Source organism: Ancylobacter sp. IITR112, assembly GCF_041415945.1.
Classification (GTDB): domain Bacteria; phylum Pseudomonadota; class Alphaproteobacteria; order Rhizobiales; family Xanthobacteraceae; genus Ancylobacter.
The window spans coordinates 2,428,823-2,446,588 of record NZ_JBGCUS010000001.1 but is presented as its reverse complement, the minus strand read 5'-3'; the positions used below and the strand labels follow the sequence as shown (position 1 = coordinate 2,446,588).

General features: G+C 67.6%; 26 protein-coding genes. 1 reads left to right on the top strand and 25 read right to left on the bottom strand.

The features are described 5' to 3' along the window. Position 1: 1 nt before the first annotated feature. From AAC979_RS11770 to AAC979_RS11655, 24 genes are all read right to left on the bottom strand, one after another. Positions 2 to 622, bottom strand: coding sequence for a hypothetical protein (locus AAC979_RS11770; protein WP_371347025.1), 621 nt, complete (start codon positions 620 to 622; stop codon positions 2 to 4). Between the two features lie 70 nt (positions 623 to 692). Then, on the bottom strand, positions 693 to 971 hold the full coding sequence (locus AAC979_RS11765) for a hypothetical protein (RefSeq protein ID WP_371347023.1): 279 nt from the start codon (positions 969 to 971) through the stop codon (positions 693 to 695). 62 nt (positions 972 to 1,033) lie between these two features. After that, positions 1,034 to 1,930: a phage capsid protein gene (locus AAC979_RS11760; protein ID WP_371347022.1), complete on the bottom strand. Its 897-nt coding sequence runs from the start codon at positions 1,928 to 1,930 to the stop codon at positions 1,034 to 1,036. 148 nt (positions 1,931 to 2,078) lie between these two features. Then, complete coding sequence (locus AAC979_RS11755) at positions 2,079 to 2,954, bottom strand: hypothetical protein (protein WP_371347021.1); 876 nt, start codon at positions 2,952 to 2,954, stop codon at positions 2,079 to 2,081. Further along, positions 2,872 to 3,360, bottom strand: a complete 489-nt coding sequence (locus AAC979_RS11750) for a hypothetical protein (protein WP_371347019.1) — start codon at positions 3,358 to 3,360, stop codon at positions 2,872 to 2,874. The genes AAC979_RS11755 and AAC979_RS11750 overlap by 83 nt, the downstream gene beginning before the upstream one ends. Beyond that, a complete protein-coding gene (locus AAC979_RS11745) occupies positions 3,357 to 4,940 on the bottom strand; it encodes a portal protein (protein ID WP_371347018.1) in 1,584 nt (527 codons plus the stop codon). The genes AAC979_RS11750 and AAC979_RS11745 overlap by 4 nt, the downstream gene beginning before the upstream one ends. Positions 4,941 to 4,951: 11 nt before the next feature. Beyond that, complete coding sequence (locus AAC979_RS11740; RefSeq protein WP_371347017.1) at positions 4,952 to 5,152, bottom strand: hypothetical protein; 201 nt, start codon at positions 5,150 to 5,152, stop codon at positions 4,952 to 4,954. Continuing rightward, complete coding sequence (locus AAC979_RS11735) at positions 5,128 to 5,544, bottom strand: hypothetical protein (RefSeq protein WP_371347016.1); 417 nt, start codon at positions 5,542 to 5,544, stop codon at positions 5,128 to 5,130. Before AAC979_RS11735 ends, AAC979_RS11740 begins: the two co-directional genes overlap by 25 nt. After that, positions 5,541 to 7,034 carry a hypothetical protein gene (locus tag AAC979_RS11730; RefSeq protein WP_371347014.1) on the bottom strand — a complete coding sequence of 498 codons (1,494 nt, stop codon included), beginning with the start codon at positions 7,032 to 7,034 and terminating at the stop codon, positions 5,541 to 5,543. The genes AAC979_RS11735 and AAC979_RS11730 overlap by 4 nt, the downstream gene beginning before the upstream one ends. Before the next feature lie 297 nt (positions 7,035 to 7,331). Next, positions 7,332 to 7,937, bottom strand: coding sequence for a hypothetical protein (locus AAC979_RS11725; protein ID WP_371347013.1), 606 nt, complete (start codon positions 7,935 to 7,937; stop codon positions 7,332 to 7,334). A 634-nt stretch (positions 7,938 to 8,571) separates the two neighbouring features. Further along, positions 8,572 to 8,844: a hypothetical protein gene (locus AAC979_RS11720; protein ID WP_371347011.1), complete on the bottom strand. Its 273-nt coding sequence runs from the start codon at positions 8,842 to 8,844 to the stop codon at positions 8,572 to 8,574. Further along, the gene (locus AAC979_RS11715; protein ID WP_371347010.1) at positions 8,828 to 10,699 is read right to left on the bottom strand and encodes a hypothetical protein; all 1,872 of its coding nucleotides are present in this window, start codon (positions 10,697 to 10,699) and stop codon (positions 8,828 to 8,830) included. The genes AAC979_RS11720 and AAC979_RS11715 overlap by 17 nt, the downstream gene beginning before the upstream one ends. A gap of 57 nt (positions 10,700 to 10,756) precedes the next feature. After that, positions 10,757 to 11,371 carry a hypothetical protein gene (locus AAC979_RS11710; protein ID WP_371347008.1) on the bottom strand — a complete coding sequence of 205 codons (615 nt, stop codon included), beginning with the start codon at positions 11,369 to 11,371 and terminating at the stop codon, positions 10,757 to 10,759. A gap of 3 nt (positions 11,372 to 11,374) precedes the next feature. After that, entirely contained in the window at positions 11,375 to 12,511 is a 1,137-nt protein-coding gene (locus tag AAC979_RS11705) for a toprim domain-containing protein (protein ID WP_371347007.1), read from the bottom strand. Continuing rightward, positions 12,508 to 12,696, bottom strand: coding sequence for a hypothetical protein (locus AAC979_RS11700; protein ID WP_371347006.1), 189 nt, complete (start codon positions 12,694 to 12,696; stop codon positions 12,508 to 12,510). The genes AAC979_RS11705 and AAC979_RS11700 overlap by 4 nt, the downstream gene beginning before the upstream one ends. Further along, positions 12,693 to 12,869, bottom strand: a complete 177-nt coding sequence (locus tag AAC979_RS11695; RefSeq protein WP_371347004.1) for a hypothetical protein — start codon at positions 12,867 to 12,869, stop codon at positions 12,693 to 12,695. Before AAC979_RS11695 ends, AAC979_RS11700 begins: the two co-directional genes overlap by 4 nt. Further along, complete coding sequence (locus tag AAC979_RS11690) at positions 12,866 to 13,279, bottom strand: hypothetical protein (protein ID WP_371347002.1); 414 nt, start codon at positions 13,277 to 13,279, stop codon at positions 12,866 to 12,868. Before AAC979_RS11690 ends, AAC979_RS11695 begins: the two co-directional genes overlap by 4 nt. Positions 13,280 to 13,283: 4 nt before the next feature. Then, positions 13,284 to 14,141: a ParB N-terminal domain-containing protein gene (locus AAC979_RS11685; RefSeq protein WP_371347001.1), complete on the bottom strand. Its 858-nt coding sequence runs from the start codon at positions 14,139 to 14,141 to the stop codon at positions 13,284 to 13,286. Position 14,142: 1 nt separating this feature from the next. Then, positions 14,143 to 14,361 (bottom strand): hypothetical protein, encoded by a 219-nt coding sequence (locus AAC979_RS11680; RefSeq protein ID WP_371347000.1) that lies wholly within the window; start codon positions 14,359 to 14,361, stop codon positions 14,143 to 14,145. Between the two features lie 3 nt (positions 14,362 to 14,364). Beyond that, positions 14,365 to 14,871, bottom strand: a complete 507-nt coding sequence (locus AAC979_RS11675; protein WP_371346999.1) for a hypothetical protein — start codon at positions 14,869 to 14,871, stop codon at positions 14,365 to 14,367. 16 nt (positions 14,872 to 14,887) lie between these two features. After that, entirely contained in the window at positions 14,888 to 15,313 is a 426-nt protein-coding gene (locus tag AAC979_RS11670) for a hypothetical protein (RefSeq protein ID WP_371346998.1), read from the bottom strand. Continuing rightward, positions 15,306 to 15,620, bottom strand: a complete 315-nt coding sequence (locus AAC979_RS11665; protein WP_371346997.1) for a hypothetical protein — start codon at positions 15,618 to 15,620, stop codon at positions 15,306 to 15,308. The genes AAC979_RS11670 and AAC979_RS11665 overlap by 8 nt, the downstream gene beginning before the upstream one ends. Beyond that, positions 15,617 to 16,246, bottom strand: coding sequence for a hypothetical protein (locus AAC979_RS11660; protein WP_371346996.1), 630 nt, complete (start codon positions 16,244 to 16,246; stop codon positions 15,617 to 15,619). Before AAC979_RS11660 ends, AAC979_RS11665 begins: the two co-directional genes overlap by 4 nt. Continuing rightward, the gene (locus tag AAC979_RS11655) at positions 16,243 to 16,473 is read right to left on the bottom strand and encodes a helix-turn-helix domain-containing protein (protein ID WP_371346995.1); all 231 of its coding nucleotides are present in this window, start codon (positions 16,471 to 16,473) and stop codon (positions 16,243 to 16,245) included. The genes AAC979_RS11660 and AAC979_RS11655 overlap by 4 nt, the downstream gene beginning before the upstream one ends. A 143-nt stretch (positions 16,474 to 16,616) precedes the next feature. On the opposite strand from AAC979_RS11655, the gene AAC979_RS11650 reads away from it, so the two are divergent. Further along, a complete protein-coding gene (locus tag AAC979_RS11650; protein ID WP_371346994.1) occupies positions 16,617 to 17,276 on the top strand; it encodes a hypothetical protein in 660 nt (219 codons plus the stop codon). Here AAC979_RS11650 and AAC979_RS11645 read toward each other — a convergent pair. Then, positions 17,273 to 17,623 carry a hypothetical protein gene (locus AAC979_RS11645; protein WP_371346993.1) on the bottom strand — a complete coding sequence of 117 codons (351 nt, stop codon included), beginning with the start codon at positions 17,621 to 17,623 and terminating at the stop codon, positions 17,273 to 17,275. The genes AAC979_RS11650 and AAC979_RS11645 overlap by 4 nt on opposite strands. Between the last annotated feature and the right edge of the window lie 143 nt (positions 17,624 to 17,766).

Below are 17,766 nucleotides of genomic sequence, written 5' to 3'. Positions count from 1 at the left end.
GTCAGGACACCCAGGCGGAGGTCAGCGGGTCCGCGTCCTGCAGCGGCGATTTCAGCGAGGGCGTGGACTGCGCGTCGTCGAGAATGGCGGCCAGCATCTTGCCGCCGCGATCGGACATCGAGGACGGGCCGAAGGCGTCGAGCTTCAGCTCGGCGGCGAGCTGGCGGTTGCGCTTCAGCGAATAGGCGAAATTGGCGGCGAGTGCCGTGGTGAAGGCCTCGCGAAACGGCCCGCTCCACAGGCGCGGCGGCGCCTTGATGCGGATGCGGGCGAAAAGCGGATCGGCGTCCGCATGCACCGTGTCGCCTTCCAGCAGGAAGGCGGAATAGAGCGCGTCCGGCCGCTTGATGTCGGCGATGATGGCGCGGGGGTTGCCCTCGCGGTCCGGTGGCAGGGCGAAAACATATTTGTAGCCGGTCAGCGGCACGGCATCCGCCAGGCGCGAAAGCTGGCGGGTGGAAAGCGACCAGGAAAACCAGTGCAGCCCCAGCATGTGGCCCAGCACGCGGTCATAGGCGAGGCGCGCGCCGGCGGCGGTCTGGGTGTTGGCGTCCAGGCTGGCGAGCGGCGTGGCGCCGACCATGAAGGCCGCCTCGTTCACGATGTCGATCGGCTCCAGCATGGTGGCCTCGCGCGAGAGAAAAAGGGCCCCGGCGCGCGGCGGCGCCGGGGCAGGTGGCTCGGGGGGAGGGTCAGGAGTTGGCGAGCTGGGTCACGGTCACGTTGCCGGAGGCCGGTACGGTGGCGAACATCAGCGAGCGATAGAACGGCGTACCGTCGAGATCGCCGGAGATATGGACGATGTCGCCAACGCCGATATGGGCGCGGGCATTGTTCCAGTAGCCGGTGGCGCCAACGGTCGCCCAGTCGTCATTGGTGGCGTAGTGCCAGAAGCGGCAGGTGCGGGCGTTGGCCGCCTTGATCGCGGCGCCGGTGCGATAGGCGATGAAGCTGTCCTGTACGAAGGCCATGGGGCAATCCTCGAAGGTGAACGGGGAGGGCGCCGGGGCGCAGGCCCCGGCGGCGCGATGCGTCAGGAGACGGTCTGGGTGCGCTCCACCGGGCGAGCCAGCGCGGTGTTGGTGGCGTAGTGCATCCGGTAGATGCCGGAAGCGCCGGGGTAGAGCGCCATGGACACGGCCTGCAGGTCACCACGGAAGGTCCAGCAGCCCTTGCGGTTGTCCCAGTCGGGCGTGACCTTGCCTTCATAATTGGTGGCGTAGCCCGCCGCGTTGCGGTGGTAGATGAAGCCATAGGCCTGGTTGCTGGCCGGGATCAGCAGTTCCTTCTTCTGGAAGGGCACCCAGTTCACATTGTTCCAGCGCTTGCCGACCGTGCCGGTGGGGAAGCCGAGGTTCGCGGTGCCGACCCATTCGGCATTGTTGAACTCCTTCCACATCAGCAGGATGTTGTACCAGCGCCAGGGGATGACGGCGGTGACGTTGCCGTCCCACTCGATCTGGTCATCGTCGGCCAGCGCCTCGCACACGGCGAGCGCGGTCGGCAGGCCGTCAAAGTCGCCGCCGCTGCCGAAGGTGCGGCCGCCGGCCGCAACCACGGCGTCGTTCAGTGCGTTCATGATGAGGCTGTCGGACTTGCGGCCGACCGCGTTGCCGCCGCCGACATAATGCGCCTGCCGCTCATTGGCGGTCATCTTGTTGAGATCCTGCTCATAGATCTCGTAGAGGTAATCGTAATCCTTGAGGTCGGCTTCGAGCATGCCCTGGTTCGGGTTCGCCGGAGGCGTCTCGCCTCCACGGGTCTTTTCCTGCATGTCGAAGGTGCCGAAATACGGCCACTTCACCTTCTTGCCGGTGATCGAGCCTTCGGGCGTCACGGTGGACTTCAGCTTGAAGCCCTTGGACTGGAAGATGTGGCGGACGTTGGAGCGGTATTCTTCAACGAACCAGTTGGGTGCAAGCAGAGACATCGTCTCGTTCCCTTGTGTTGAGATTGCCAGTCTCCGGGGACGAGGGCCGTTTGCTGCGCCGGGGTTTTAAGGCCGGGCCGCGCGCGGGGCATTCCCTGGAATGCACCGATCCTCGCGCGGCCGGCGGGGCGTCAACCGAGGGCGCGCGTCAGTTCCCGTGGAACTGCCGCATCGCGGCATCGACCTCGGCGCGGAAGGCCTTGTCGTACTTCGGCGAATAGGGACTGTAGCGGTCATCCGCCACGGCGGCGTCCAGCCGCTGCTGTGTCCACCCGCCGGTGTCGCCGCCCTTCACGCCCGGCAGGGCGAAGCCGGGCACCTGCTTCATGGCGCCGGCGAGGGCGTTCACCAGCTCCACGCCGTCCGCCTCATCCACCAGGGCGCCCAGCAGCCCCTTGGCGCCGTCGGAAATCTTCAGCTGCTGGCCGAGCACGTCGATAAAGCCGGTGGCGTCGCCAAGTGCCTTAGTGACGATGGGCTTGGCCTCCGCCCAGCTCTTGCCCGGCGCCAGCCGCTCGGCGAGCGTGCGGGCCTCGGTCTCGGGCGAGTACATCGGCCCCAGCAGCTTGTTGTCGACGGCCTGCTCATAGAGCTGGGTGACGAAGGCGCCGAAATGGTCCTTCGGCATGCCGATCTTGTGCGCGACTTCCTGCGCCACCTTGAGCAGCGGATCGGCCGCGGCGTTCTGGAAATAGGGCGCGATCTTCTCATTCTTCGAGGCGTCGAAGGTGTACTCGTCCGGGCTCTTGCCCGGCTGGGGGCGCTTGCTTTCCCCCTCGCGCAGGCCCTTCCAGGCGTCGGCGAGCTTGCCGAAGGTTTCCTCGGGCGTGGCGCCGTACATGCTGTCGGGGATGAAATCGCGCTTCCACGGGTCGGAGGCACCGCCGCCGGCAGCAGCAGCAGCAGCGGCCGCAGCCGCGCCGGCGTCGCCGGCGCCGCCTTCAGCTCCCGCCGCGCCGGCGCCGGCGCCCGCTTCCGCGTTGCGCAGCACCATCGCCCACAGTCCCTGGTACTTCGTGAACATCTTCCGTCTCCGTTGGTGCGGGGCCGACGGGCAGCTTGCGGCCCTCGGCGATCAGCTTGAGCATTTTCCACACCAGCGCGTTCTCGCGGGCGCGGCCGGCGGCGTAGAGCGCGAACTGGTCTGGCGGCACGCCGAGCGGCGGCGGCATCTCCGGCAGCACGATGGTGGTGTCGACCAGGTGTTCCAGCAGCAGCTGGAAATCAGCATTGGCGGCAAGGCGCACACAGGCCTCAGACAGCCGCCCGCTGCGGGTGATGGCGAGGGCGATGGCCTTCGGGTCGCCGCGCGCGGCGCCGGGCGCGAGCCGGTCAAAGAACTCCCAGCCCATGCTGTCCGCCTGGGCGATCAGCCGGGAAATGTCCATCAGCCCGCCGGGCTCGCGCTCGGGGAGGAGAAAGTCGCTCATGCCAAGGCTCCCGCTGCCGCATTGGCCGGCGGCGCGGCCGGCTGCGCCTGGCTGGCCGTCTCCGCTGCCGCCATGGCCTGCGCCACCAGCGCGGTGACCTGTTCCATGATCGCTTCGCGGCGCTCGGCGCTGGGGATCCAGCTCTCCGGCACGCCGAGGCCACGCCCCACATCGATCAGCGCATCGAGCTTGTTCACCACCAGGTCCGAATAGCCGGGGGCAATCGCCATCGCCATTTCGATCCACTGCACACCGGCCTGCGCCCGGGCGGCGAAGCGGGCGGTGGCGAAGGGCGAGGTGACGCGGGTTTTCAGCAGCAGCTGGTCGACTTCCAGCATGTGCGGAATGACCTTGGCGTCGTAGCAAATTTCCAGCCCGCGCTGGCCCGCCGGCACCACGATCTCATGCACCAGGCGCCCGGCGGCGCCCTGATGATCCGAGGCGAGGCGCTTCACCCGCTCAAGGATCTCGGTTGCCGAGCGCACGGCCGCGCCGTCCGGCGGGAGGGACTGATCCATCAGTGCCGTCTGCACGCTCATGCGCAGTTCGTTCAGCACGATGTTGGACAGGTCCAGCCGGGGTTCCGGCAGCTTCTGGATTGAGGGTCCCAGCACGCCGCCATTGGCCCGCACTTTCCAGAACTGGCCCGGCGCCACCATGGCCGTGGCGGGATTGAAAACGCCGTCCTCGGTGGCGGTGTAGATGCCGAGCATGGTGATGGCGGCGGCTTTCAGGGTGAGTTCCTGCGCCTTGTTCAGCGTCTTGATCGCCGGCATGGCGAGCAGGATCGGGCCGCGCCCCCAGGTCTCGCCTGGCACGCGGAAATAGCGCGGCGTCAGCCAGGGCGAGGTGCGGTAATCGCGCGTCCAGAAAGGCGCCTCATCGTCATCATGCGAGACGTGCAAGGTCCACTTGCCGGTCTCGTAATCGAAGGTGGTGTCCTGATGGACCTCGATTTCCTTTTCAGGCTCCTTCTCGATCCGCTCGGCGAGCTTCCGCGAAAGCTCCGCCTTCGGCCATGCGACGCGGATCAGGCTGCCTTTCACCTTGCGGCACCAGAAGCGGCCGATGATGTCGCCGAACAGCCCCATTTCCAGCCGGACTTCCTCGGCCGGCACCGAGGCGAAGGCGGCGAGGCGCCCGCGATTATTCGCCGGCGCATCGTCCATGAGCAGCGCGCCGGTGCCGGCCTGCAGGTCCAGGCACATTTCGTGGCACGCCATGTCCCACTCGCCGGTCTGGAACAGCGAGCCGACTACCTCGCTCACCTCGGCGAGGTGCTTGGTCAGCTTGTTTCGCTCGCGGCCCGCCGGCACCAGCGGGCCGGGCTCGAAGCGCACCCAGGGCTCGCCCGGCGGGCAGAAATCCTGCTGCAGCCGGCCGGCGCCCCGGAAGGCGCTGGCGGTGGCTGTCATATCGAAAATGCGGTTCACCCGCTTGTCGCCCTGTCCGGTCTCGCGGATGCCGCGCCGGAACGGGATGGCGAACTCATAGGCTTCGTCATAGAGCGGCTTCAGCACCGCCCACTCGCGGTCCGCCTGCTGGCGTCGTTCCTTCAGCTGCGTGACCGAGAGCGGCACGGGCGGGCTCCTCAGTTCAGCGACCCCGCGCCGTCCTCGCCGAGATAGCTGAGTAGCTGGCGCCCCTTGCGCCGGCGCGGCGCGCTGGTGGCGCCCTCGGTGCTCACTTCCGCCTCACGCGCCAGCAGCTGGGCGAGCGCGGCGCCCTGCTGGCTGCGCTGCTGCTTCGCGGCATTGCCGCCGCCCATCAAAGACTTGATCGTGTCGCCCATGGTTCGCGTCTCCACAGTTCCAGCCCGTCCACGGTGATGGCGTGGCGAAAGCCGAGAAGGCGCGCGAGGCGCGCGCCGGCGGGCGTCCGCACGATGGTCTCCACCGGGCGAGGGTCAGAGTGCGGCAGATCGGCAAAGGTCAACCGAGCCAGACGCACCACGGCGCGCATGTGCGGCGCGGCCGCCGGGGCGGCGTGGAACCAGTTTTCCCAGGCGTCGCCGAGCGGGATGAAGCCGCCGCAGGCCAGCGCCCGGGCGGAGGCGTCGCGCACCACATAGGATGGCCCCATGGTGAGCTGCTGGCAGGCCACGGCCCAATTGAGCGGCGGCAGCTCGCCATAGACCTCGCCGAGATCCACACGCGAGCAGGGAGCGTGCAGGGTGAGGCTCATACCGCGAACACGTCGAAATCGCCGGGGCGCTGGGTGGAGGGGGCGCGGTCATCCCGCACGCGGGCGCGGCCGGCGCCCGCCGCCTTGGTGATAATGCCGTGCAGCCCCACCACGTCCATGACGCCGTACTGAATGGCGTCATGGACGTTCGAGAACTCGTTTTTCTCCGGCAGGGTGCGGAAATTGGCCTGCGGATTGGCGCCGATACGGACGAAGCGGTAGCCGTAGGCGAAGCCGCGCACCGCCCATTTGCAGCGCGGCGAGACGATGAAGGCCGGCAGGTGACCGTCGATCAGCGTCGTGAGCTGCTGGCGCACGCCGTCAGTGCGCAGGCCGATATCGTTCGAGGCCGCCGGCATGATCGGAATGCCCAACGCCTGACCGACGATCTCGTTCCAGCTCATTTCACCTTCCTCGCGGTCGGCGCCATGGATGGCGGACGGGTCGCACACGCCCGGCAGCAGGGGGCAATTGGGGTAGCGCTCCAGAACCAGTGCCACCAGCGCGCGGGCAAAGCGCGTGGGGCCGACGCCCTGACCGAGATAAAGCTCATCTGTCATACGCAGCTGGCCGTTCGGCATGGGCTGCAGGATCGCCGCCGAAGGGTGTCCGCCGGCATCGAGCGCGATCTTGATCGGCAGGCGCGGGTCGGGAACCAGCTCCTTCTTCGCGACGTGCAGGTTTTCGTTGAACTCGGGATAGACCGGCGTTCCGCTGCGCGAGTAGCCCCATTTGTTATGGATGAAGCGGCGGACCCACCAGTCCGGCTTGCCCTGCATCACCCGCTGGTAATAGTCGCTCGGCAGGTTCTGCAGGTTCTCGGCGCCGGGATCGAGGCCACCCGGCTGGGGATAGAACGCCCAACCTTCCGGCTTATTCTCGACAAGTCTATCGTGCAGATAGTTGTCGATGTCGGGTGCGTTGAAATCCATAAGTATCTGGCCGGGCGGATCGATCCCCGGAGGCAGCATGCGCTTGGATGGGTAGCGGCGAATACGCTGGGTGAGATAGTCCAGCACGTCGGGTGCCATCAGGTCGGCTTCGTTTGGCCAGCCCCACGACCCTTCCCAGCCGCGCAATATGTCCTCGACCCGGGCGGCGCCGATGCCGACGAACTCGGTGATGCTTTCGAGGATGCGCTCGCCCGGCAGGTGAAAGCGCAGCGTGTGCACGGCCGGCCGGTCATTGCCGCCGGTAAAGGTCCAGCTGGGGTGATCCTTCGGGAACCAGGTGAACCAGCTCGCCAGCGTGGTCTTTTCCAGCGTGCGGAAGCTGTCGCGCACCACCACGCCCTTGGAGCGCACGACGCCATCCATGCACGTGGGCATCGAGGCGGCAAAGGCCTGGCTGGCAAAGATGCAGGTGGTGGTCTTGCCGCCGCCGACGGGGCCCATGATGCCCTTGACCAGCGAGGAGAAGTCGAGCGCGAAGGCCTGGGAGACCGGGCCCGGCGGCGCCCATGCGCGCAGCAGCTCGGGTGCGTCGCTCATACCCCCGACCCTTTCCCGGCCTCGCGAGGGGAGCCCGCACCCTCCAACCCCAACCCCTCGGCGCCCACGGTTTCAATTCGGCCCCAAACGCTGATCGGTGTGCGAACGCATGGGCCGGCGGGCATGGGGGAGGGGGGCGTTCGGGGGAGGCCGTCCACACCATGGCACCGCAAGCGAGGGGGGGAGGGGGGTGCCGCATGCCCCGGCGCCGAGGCCGCCACCTGAACCAGGCGGACGGGCTGGCGCGATGCCCCTCGCGCGCGCGAGGCGATGACACCGTGATTTTCCATCATGGTGTCAATCATCGCTTTCGCTTTCATCCTCAATGGCTTGTGCCTCATCGTGCGACCCATCATCGTGCGACCCGTCATCCATCGCCGCGCTAAGCCATTGATCCTGCGACGCTTTCGCAATCGCCTCGATGGACAGCGTGTTGCGCCCGTCGCCCGCCATCGGCGCGCTGGCCGGCACCCCGAAATTGAGGTGGAGCGACGGCATGACCGCCGCGCCCTTGTCATCCACCGCCGCCTGCTTCGCAGTCAGATACGGCGCCACCTCGGCCGCCGCGCGCACCTGTACGCCCAGCGCCGCTTCCGGCTTGCAGCCCAGGTGCGATGCCAGCTCGGTGGTCGGCGTCGAGTAGATTTCCGCCAGGGCAATAAGCGGGTGCTTGAACTGCGACAGCAGCAGCCGGCGGATGTCGCGGGTGACGCGGTTCTGGGCCCCGACCGGGCGCCCCGCACCCGACCGTTTCCGCACGAGGGCACCCACCGGCGTCTCGGCATCGGCATTGCCCAGCAGGTCGAGCTGGTCGCCGCCGCCCGCGCCGGAAATTTCCGCCGCCGGCGCGTCCCTCAACACCCCTGAAACGACCGCAGCGACGCCATGCTTCGGGTCCGACACCTATCCGCCCCCTTTTTTATCAGGTGTCGCGAGTGTCGCGCCGGGTGTCGCGGGTCAACTGATCAAGATCATTGATCTTTTTGCGTATTGAGACACTTGCGACACTTGAGACACCTATCTCTCTCACAATGCGCGCGCGCATGATCGTATAGCGCGCGCGTGAGGTGTCGCACGTGTCGCAGGTGTCGCGCCGTTGATTTTTAAGGAAAATTCGCGCCGGAGGTGTCGCAGGCTGGTGTCGCGGTGTCTCACCCCGCACCCGTCGCCCTGCCGCTCTGTCCGCGCCGAGCGACCGTAGGGCCGCGCCGCCCGCGTCAACTGTCCGCCCTGCCGCGCTGCGGCTGGGTGCGCCATGGCGGGCAGAAGCGGCGGGGCGGACGGCCGCATGCGCGCCGTCAGGCGCGCCGGCAATGGACCGGCCGCGCGACCAGCGCGGCTCCGATTAGGACCCTTGGGCCCGGGTGCGGGGAGGCAATACCGACGCTAAGGGCTCGGGTGCGGGTGCCTTGCGGTCTCTGAGGCGAGGCAGGCAGGGGCAGGGTGAGGGAGGATTGGCCGCCCTCGCGAATGGTCACAACCCGTTCTTGCCGGGTGGCCATTCGTACAGCGCGAGAACAAGCCTATCGGGGTTTGATCAATGCACCCCGGCCGCGCGCATGTTGCGGGCGCGCTGGGCGCGGGCGGCGCGCTCCTCGCGGCGGAACGTGCATTCCGCCACCAGGCGAGGATCCCGGGCCTGAAGGTGGGCGAGAGCGGCGGTGTAGTCGAGCCCACGGTCAGCGGCACAGCTGCCCCGCCACAGCTCGCCATCATCACAACCCAGCCCGCCGGTGCCATGCGTGGCCCAATAGAGCGGGCAGTCCTGCGCCTGGTCGTGCGGACAGCCCGCCTTAGTCTTCCTCGGCATCGGCCGCGCGTTCCCTGTCCATCAGGAAATTCAGCTCGCGTAGGTTCACCAGCGTGCACCGCCGCTCGATGCCGTTGATGCGCTCCTTGTTGAAGCGCTTGTCCTTGAAGATAACGCCCGTGTGGAGCCCCTGCCGCAGCGCGCCGGACCAGGAGCCGGTGGAGCCTTCGCCCGCCCATTTCTCGCCCTTGAACACCTGGGCGAGCATCTGGCTCTGGTTCGGCACGAACAGCACCTTTCCGCCGATCTGGTTCGGGAGCACGTCGGCCGCTTCCCTCACCTTGAGGTCGATCTGCGCAAGCAGCTCGTTGGCCTCCTTCAGCGTCACGGCACCGTTCGCGCCGTCGCCGAGATCGTCGAGTAGCTGGCCGACCGACTGGCGCACACCGCCGCGCCAGGCATCGATGCGGGAGGTGAGGAGATGGTTGAGGCAGGCGCGCCAGTTGTCGGTGGCGTCTTCGTGCTCGGGCAGCGAGGAAGGCCTGAGCAGCTGCGCCCAGCGGTCAAGCCCGCTGTCGATCGTCGGCATGCCCAGCTCTTCCAGCAGCCCATCACCGAGGAGGAGATCGGCACAGGCGAGCAGCGTGCCATAGGTGTCCTGGCCGCGCCCGTCATGCCCGCCGCGTGCCAGCGCCTGCCGATATTCCTGATAGGTCGCCTCGAAAGCCGGCCAGCGATCGGTGAGCCGGCGCAGCACCATCTGGCCGAGCACGTCGGCATCCACCGTGGCCGGCTTGGCGGAATAGCCCGCCGGCCGGCGCTGCAGGTGGATGATCGCCATGCGCGACAGGTCCTGCGGCGGCACGGGCGGCATGTTGATGGCGCTGAAGAAGAAGCAGTTCTTGGCGGTGAAGCTGGTGCCGACATGGTTGGAGCCGCCACGAAACTGAACGGCGCCGGAAGCGGCGAGGCGGGCGAGGGCCACCACGCCCTTCACGCGGTCATTGTTCGCGCCGGCTTCCAACTCATCCACCGCCACCGGCAGGCTGTCCTGACCGACACGCTGATAAATGCCCGCGGGCGTGGTGTCGGCCGTGGCGTGCAGCGCGTCGCCCAGCACGCCCTTGATCAGCGCCTGCAGCGTTGATTTGCCGACGCCGCGATCGCCCACCACAAAGATCATCGGGCGCCAGGGCAGCGCCGCGCCGTAGAAGGCGGCGCACAACCAGCCCAAGATGAAGATCTTGTCGATCTCGCGCTCGAAGGTGAAATTCGCCAGCGCGTCCAGCAGGCCTGTCTTGACCAGCATTTCATCCGTCACCTCGCTCGGCCACGGCTCCGGCTTCTGCGGGCGGCGCGGGTAGAAGTGGCCATCATAGTCGCCGGTGGGGCGCTCCTGACCGTTCACATAGAGCGCTTCGCCGGAGTGATAGACGAAATTACCCCGCCGATCGGTCCAGCCGCCCAGGCCGCGCACCCGGTCGCCGGCGCTCCACATGCCTTTCTCGCCGGCGGCACGGTACAGCGCATCGCGCACCGCCACCGTGTCGAAGCCGTCGACCTTGCCGCCCTTGCCGATGCGCGGAAACGCCCAATAGAGATAGCCCATGCGGTTGAGAAACAGCCGCTGCACCTTGTTCTGCCCGAAGGCATGGTCGGAAATGCTGGCGAGCTGCCCCAGCGCGTCGATCACATAAAGCACGTCGCCATCCATGCCGAGCACCTGGACGGGACAGCCCGGCGGCATACCGTCCGGCGCCGCCAGGTGTCCCCAGCCTCCGGGCGGCACGATCTCGTCGCCGATCGACATCGGCTTGTCCCGCTCGGGGTCTTTCACCGCGCGCCGGCGGCGCAGGTTGCGCTGCGCAACGCTAAAGCCGGCCGCGATCGCGTCTTTACCAGTGGCAGCGGACATTCAGGCCTCGGAACTGCTGGCAGGAAGTACGGGCGCCGCCCGGGCGCCCGGGAAGGGTCAGGCGTCAGCGATCGAGCGCTTTTTCGCCTTGGCCGGCTTCTTTTCCGCCTCGCGCTTGGCGGCTTCCTCGTCAGCCTTGGCGCGGGCGGCCGCCATCTGCGGGTCGATGTCGTCGATGCCGTCGACGCGCTCAAGGATCGTGTCCTCGATGTCGACGAGCCGCGCGGCCGTCGCCGGCACCGGCGGCGGATTGCGGCGGACCATTTCCGCGTTCATCACCTCGGCCACGTCCGCCACGGCGGGAAGGAGGCGCGCCGCCAGCTCGAAGCTGGCGCGATCCACCGGCGTCAGTTCCTCCCACACGCCGGTGATATGCCCCAGCTCGCGCATCTTGTTGAACAGCACTTCCGGCGCCGGCCGGCGCTCGATCGCATAGCGGATCACCTCGGCCGCCTGCTCGTCGCTCACCAGCGCCAGCACGCCCCAGCCGACCCATTCGGTGTGGTAATGCGGCTCGGTGTGCGCGATGTACGCCTGTTCGGCGCCTTCCAGCACGTCGCCCGCCAGCTCGATCGTGCCGGCGATCGAGAATGGCGCCAGCTCCTCCCAGGTGAGCGGCGTGGTGCGCATGTCTTCCGGCGGGGTCGGCTCGGTGGTGTCGTTGCCGCTCATGGCTCAGTCCTTTCCTGTCAGGGTGTCGTTGAGGTCTTTGCCGGTGAAGGCGGGCAGGCGCGCCATGGGCTTGCCGGCGCGGGACAGCGTGGCTTCCGCCCGCTGCAGCGTCGCCAGCGCCTGCGCCTTGCCCCAGTCGTTCTGCGCGGCGACGTAGATTTCAGAGACGCACGGTCGATCCACCGGCTGGTGCGCCAGGTTGCCCAGCGAGATCGCGCCCCACACGCGCAGCTCCGGCACCGCCAGCGCGGCGGAAAGCCCGTCTTCCAGCCCCTCGGTCAGGCAAAGCGGGCCGGTCACGCCGTCGGCCGCGTCCGCCTGGCAGGGGTTCAGCCCGCTCGGCCCGTGGGCGATCCACATGGAAAGCCCCAGCTGCTCGGGCCAGATGAGCTTGGGCTTTTCCACCTCTGCCTTGCCGCTGCCGTCTGGCGCGAGAAAGGTGTAGTGCAGCGCCCGCATGGAGCCCTCCGCATCGCGCAGCGGCGTGAGGATGGCGGGGTAGCGCGGCCCGGGGCGCACCTTGTAGCGCTGGGTGCGCCCGTGCTCGATCCGCTCGCCCCACTCCGCCGCCATCCAGTATTCGGCCGCCGGCAGATAGCGCAGCTCGCCGGAATAGTGCCGCACCTGGTCGAGCGGGATCCCGCGCGCCGCGAGATAGGCCCATGCCGGCGTGCCGGGCATCACCAGCCGGCCGGACATCCATAGCTGGTGCGCCCGCTTCTGGCCGTTGCGGCGCTTGCGCTCCTCGCTTTCCGCGTTCTCCCGCCGGCGCTGGGCGCGGCTTTCAGCGGCGGCGCGGCGGTCCTCGGCCGTCATGTGCTCGATGCCGAGCATGTCGCGCAGCCACTGCGCCGCGAAGGCAAAATCCTTGATCGGCCGGCCGTTGAGATAGGCGACAAGGCCGAAAATATCGCCCTTGGTTTCGTCCGGGTCGCCGAAATCTTTGAAGCTGCCGGCGGCCGTGCCGCGCGTCCACACGCACAGCGACGGCGTGCGGTCCCGCCGCATGGGGTTGGAGACGAGATAATGCGCCCGCCCGCCGCCCTGATGCCGCCCGCCGGGCGCCAGCTGGTCGAGAATGGAGCGCAGATTGTCCTGCGCGAGGGCTTTCAGCTGGTCGGTGTCGGGGCGCGGGGTCATAGCGTGATACCCCTGCCAATCGCGGCGGACCAGCACCGCCACGCGCGATCCAGCAGCACGGGTACCGTTACGTCAGGATTGACATAGACGGGACGGCCATGGCGCCGCCAGTTATCGGCGGCGACCTGGTACGCCAAGGCTGCATCGGCATATACATTTGCCATGGTGACAAAGGGCAGGATCATGCCTGCCCCCTGAGCCAGAGGACGGCGGCGAGGCAGGCGGCGAAGAACGACACGCCTGCAAGATGGTCGATCTTGCGGAAGCGCTCGTCTTCGCTCTCCACGAAGCCCATGCGCACCAGGCCGGCGAGCGTCCAGCCGGCCCAAGTGTAGAACAGCAGCAGAAGCGGGCTCATGCCGAGGCCTCCGCCTTGGCCTTCGCCTCGGCGCGGTCCAGCCGCTCGATCTCGGCGAGTATGAGTGCGCCGGCTCGCACCAAGTCGCGGCGCGGATCCTTCGGCTTCCACCAAAGGAGCGTCCAGCCGCGCGGCCAGAGGCGAGGCACCGTATAGGCCGCGCCCGGTACCTTGCGGAAAAGGTTTGGCCGGGCGGCACTTTCGCAATAGCTGCCGGCGGCGAGGGCAAGCTCACCATTGGCGTGCTTGTCGTCATGCTCTGGCGTCCAGCCCTCAGCGTGGCGCTGCCGGTCGCGCTCGTTCATCACATCGATAAGCGCTTTTGACAGGTCGCCGGGATCGAGCCACCCGGCTTCGATCGCGGCTTCAAACGGGCTGTCTTCGGGCTCGCCCCATACTTCAAAGCTCATGCCACTACTCCGCCGCTTGTGTCGGCAGCGGCAGGCGCTGCTGCAGAAAATGGGTGATGCGCGAGGACAGCTCGCCATTCAGCGGCCCGCCGCCGCGATGGTGCGCGACGCGCGCTTCCGTCAGCTCGGTCTGGAAGTTGAAATCGTCCATGGCGTCGAGAAGGTCGCCGCTCGCCTTCCGCCATTCCGGCGTGGCGGCGAGCACGGTGCACAGCGCCTCGATCACCGGCTTGCCCAGCATGCCGGGGTTGCCTTCCCCGGTCTGTGTCACGCAGGACAGCGCCACCTGCACCACGTCACGCCCATGTCGGGCGATGGCGGACATGATGACATTCGGCGCGATGGTCTGGCCCCGCTCCATGCGCGAAGCCATGACGGGATAACGCAGCACGGTGACGCCGGCGGCGCGGCACACCTCATCGCACAGCACGGCCTCTTTCTCGCCGGCTTTCACCCGGGCATGAAAAATCGCCATGGAATGCAGGCGCGTCACCTGCCCGTTGATGGCGGCGAAAGCGGAAGCCTGTTCGGCCTGGTCGGCGATCACCACCTCGCAGGGCACGCTCTCGATCTTCCGCAGCGCCGCCGCCGTGGTGCGGTGCTGGCCATCAATGATGGCGTAAAGCCCGCCCTCGATGGGCGCCACGACGACGGGCGCGAATTTGCGCCAGTCGAAAGCGCGGGCGATCGCGAACAGGGAGCGCTGTCCCTCGGCCGTGATATCGCGCTGGTAGGAGGGATCGACGCGCAGCTGCCGGATCTCGATCCACTGCAGCATGGGCGCCGCGCCGAGGCTGCGGTCAGCCCCGGCGAAATCGGCCCAGAAGGCCTTCTGGTAAGGGGCGGGGTCGATGGCGCGCATCTCACCCTCCCGCCTTCCGGGCGTAGACGACATCGCCGCCATCCCCTTCCGCGTGCTCGAAATGGCGGGTTTCCATGCCATCTGACTGAAGCCGCTCACAGAGCGCCTTGGCCTTCGTCGTTTTGCCAGAGCCGCGCGGCCCGTCGAAGCGACGGACGAAGCGAAAGCCCTGTTTCTTCAGCTGCCGGAGCGCCGCCGGGGTGCAATTGACCAGCTGCATGGCTCAATACCCCGTCCAGTGCTTCGAGCGGGGGCGCATGGCGTCGGTGGCGCTCATGGCTCCGCCCATCACATAGCCGAAGGTGGGTCCCGGCGGGCGGCGCGGTTCCCGCCGTTCCTCGGTGACGGTGCGCGGCTCCTCGCGCGCGGCATCGTCCTCGCTCACTCGGTCGATGTAGCCCTGCAGGCGCGCGATCGTCAGTTCGGCCTCGTGCAGGCGGCGCTTGAGGTCGTCGAACTGCTCGCGCGTCTCATTCTCGGCCTTCACCGCCGCCCGCTCGGCCTTCTGTGCTGCGTCCCGCGCGGCAAAAGCGCGGTCATTGGTGGACTGCATTTCGCGGCAATGGCCGGCGTACCGCTCCTCCTGCTGCTGAAGGGCGGCGACCGCCTCGGTGCCGATCTTCTTGGCCTCAGCCAGGGCCGCTTCCAGCTCGGCGATCCGCTTGTCTTTGGCGTCGTCGCTCTTGAGGCGCATCACCGGCGAGACGTACAGTCGTGTGGATTTCACCATTTCCCGTTCCTCCGGTTCAGCCGCCGCACGGCGTGCAGGAAAAGCCGCTTTCATGGGTCGGCACCGCATGCGCGTGGGTGCAGCCGGGTCGCGCATGCGGTGCCTCACCCGGCGCCGGGGGCGTGGCGTCGGGTGTCGGATTGGCCGCGTCGCATCCGGCGCGGCGCAGCTGAAGGACGAGCGAGGAGAAGCCGAGGGCGAGCTGTTTCAGCGCCTCCGGCGCCGTGCAGTCGCGCGGGTTGCCGGACAGGATGTTGCTGGCCAGCCGGTCGAGATAATCCAGCGTCACCGGCCCGGTGACGGGGAAGAAGGCATCGCCATCCTTGCGCGCCAGCGCGGCTTCGCTGCCGTCCAGCGAGGTCAGCAGGTAGAAGGGCGCGGCGCGGTCCTTGTCCATCCGCGCCACTTCGCCCAGCACCTGAAAGCGGGGAGCCTCACCCATGGCGGCGCCCTCCGTTGCGGCGGAAGAACAGGCTTCCGGGCTGGCGCACATACCAGCCGCGCGGCGGTTCGGCAGCGGCATCGAGGGCGGCGATGCCCAGCAGCGCGCCAGCGGTCACCACGCTCGCCAGCGCCAGCAACGGCCGATAGGAAATGGAGCAGCCGATAGCGACTGCCGCCATCCACCCGCCGCCGAACAGCGCCACCGCGCCGGGGAGCGAGAGCTTGAGGTGGCGGGCGCCCGGCACGGGCTCCGGCTCGCAATAGTCGGCACGGATGTGCCGGATGTTCGAGTGTTCGGGGTTCATCGCTGTGTTCCAGTCACGGCGGCGGCGGCGCGGGAGAGCAGCGCGTCGATCGCGGGATCGTCGCGGCGGTCTTCCACGGTGCGGGCGGCCTTGTGGACGCGCTGTTTGGATGTGCCGCAGGCCTCCGCCAGCGCGGTGTGCGGAACCTGCAGTTCGACATGGGTGAGATAGAAGGCGAGGCCACGGGCCCGGGCGGCGAGCATCCATGCCGGGTCCATGGGGCGGCTCGTGCCCGTGTCGGGCGCGAGGGCCACGTCCGGGTCAGCGCCCGTTTCGTGGCAGAAGACAAGCACCGCCGCCCGCCAGAAAGCAGCGATCAGAGCGGGCGGCGGCGAAGGGCGCTCGCCGGAGGAGAGACGATCGAGCGCACGGGAGAGTTTGATGAGGGTGCGCGGCTGGGGTGCCGTACGCCCGGAAAGGCCACGCTCCCACACACGAGCGTCGACGCCAGCGGCGGCGAGCAGTCGCGAAACGGTGACCCCAATATCTCGGCGTCGCGCCTCGATAGCCCACAAGCCGTGGGGGTCGGTTGACAATGCCCCCGGCATTTGCGTCGCGGTCATTGCCCTGACGGTTGACAATGACCGGTCATTTGATTTGCGCGGCAGCGCTTGGACGAGGCTCATTCCGCCGCTCCGCTCACCTCGGGGTGAAGCTGGCGCAGGCGGGCAAGCTGGTCGCGCTCGTGATCGAGCAGCGCATGTTCCAGCTTGCGCAGGGTCGAGCGTCGCGGATCGGTCTTGCCGTTCAGCGTGCGCTCGACGGTGGTCTTGTGAAGGCCGCTTAGTTCGGCGAGCCGCTTCTGCGGCAGACCGATCCTATTCGCGCGGGCGACGATATCGGCGGGTTCCATTTGCCCATCCGCTTAAAATCTGCAACTTTGCAGATAACGATCTGATTTGCGGCGGCCCGTCAACATCAATGTTTAGCGTCCCACACCATCCCCCTGCGCTGCATATTGCGAGCAGCACTTGTGCAGCGCACGGGCGGATACCGATGGCCGCGACGGCGAAGACCTCCGAAACGAAGCGTCAGCTTCAGGAAGCCCACAAGGAGTGGGTGACGGCGCTGGAGCGAACTCTTGGCCTCAAGCCGTCCAAGATCGCGGCCGAGGCGGGGCTGTCAGACACGACGCTCACGCGCCTGTTCTGGCCGGACTACGCCGGCACGCTGTCGCAGATGTCGATCGCGAAGGTGAAGAAGCGCTTTGGCGTTGCAGGGCCGGGCGAGGTGGCTGCAACGGGCGCGGCTGTGCCAGGCTTCTCGGAAGCCGATCGCGTGCTGTTCAGCAACGACAACACCGACGAGCTGGACATCGAAAAGATCGTGGAGGCCATGCGAGCCGGCCGCAATGCCGTTGAGCCTTGGCGTTTGCGAACTCGCGCGCTTGAAGCTGAGGGCATTCTGCCGGGCGATATCGTGATGGTGGATCTGAACGGTCAGCCATCCGCCGGCGATGCCGTCTGCGCCCAGGTCTACGATCTTCGCCGTGGTACGGCGGAAACGGTGTTTCGCCTGTTCGAGCCGCCCTTCCTAGTGGCGGCCAGCACCGATGCGGCGCTGCGCCGCCCGCTGCTGGTGGACAATGAGCGCGTAGCCGTGGTTGGCGTCGTCGTCGGCTCGGTGCGGCCATGGCGGCTTGGCGGATCGCGCTAGATCAGCACCGTCATCGGCTCGGGCATAATTCCAACGATTATCGCCGCTTCCCCGCAAGCCTTGGCGAGCGAGTCGGGATCTATTTCCTCTACGCTTGCTATGCCGAAAAGCACGAGCGTCATGACTGTTCCGCCGGACGGAGAGACAAGGTCGGGATAGTGCTTTCGTATTGCTTCATCGATCGGCGCTACGAAACACGCAATCCTCTCGCCAATACTTACATCTTCTTCGAATGCCACATTATTCTTATACCACTCCCATTTGTCTCCGATGAACCCGCAGCACTCCGAAGTGCGACGCATTAGGTGTTGCCTGCGCCGGCGTTTTCCACTGAGCCATCCAAACATTCGCCCCTCCCCAACAATATGATGGTAGCTCGGTGCGCGTAGCAGGCGGGCGCGATTTATTGCGGGCTAGGTATCTGCATTATTGCAGTCTGCAATCTGCACATATATCGTGCCGGTGTCTGGCTGCTTCGCGGGCGCCGCCT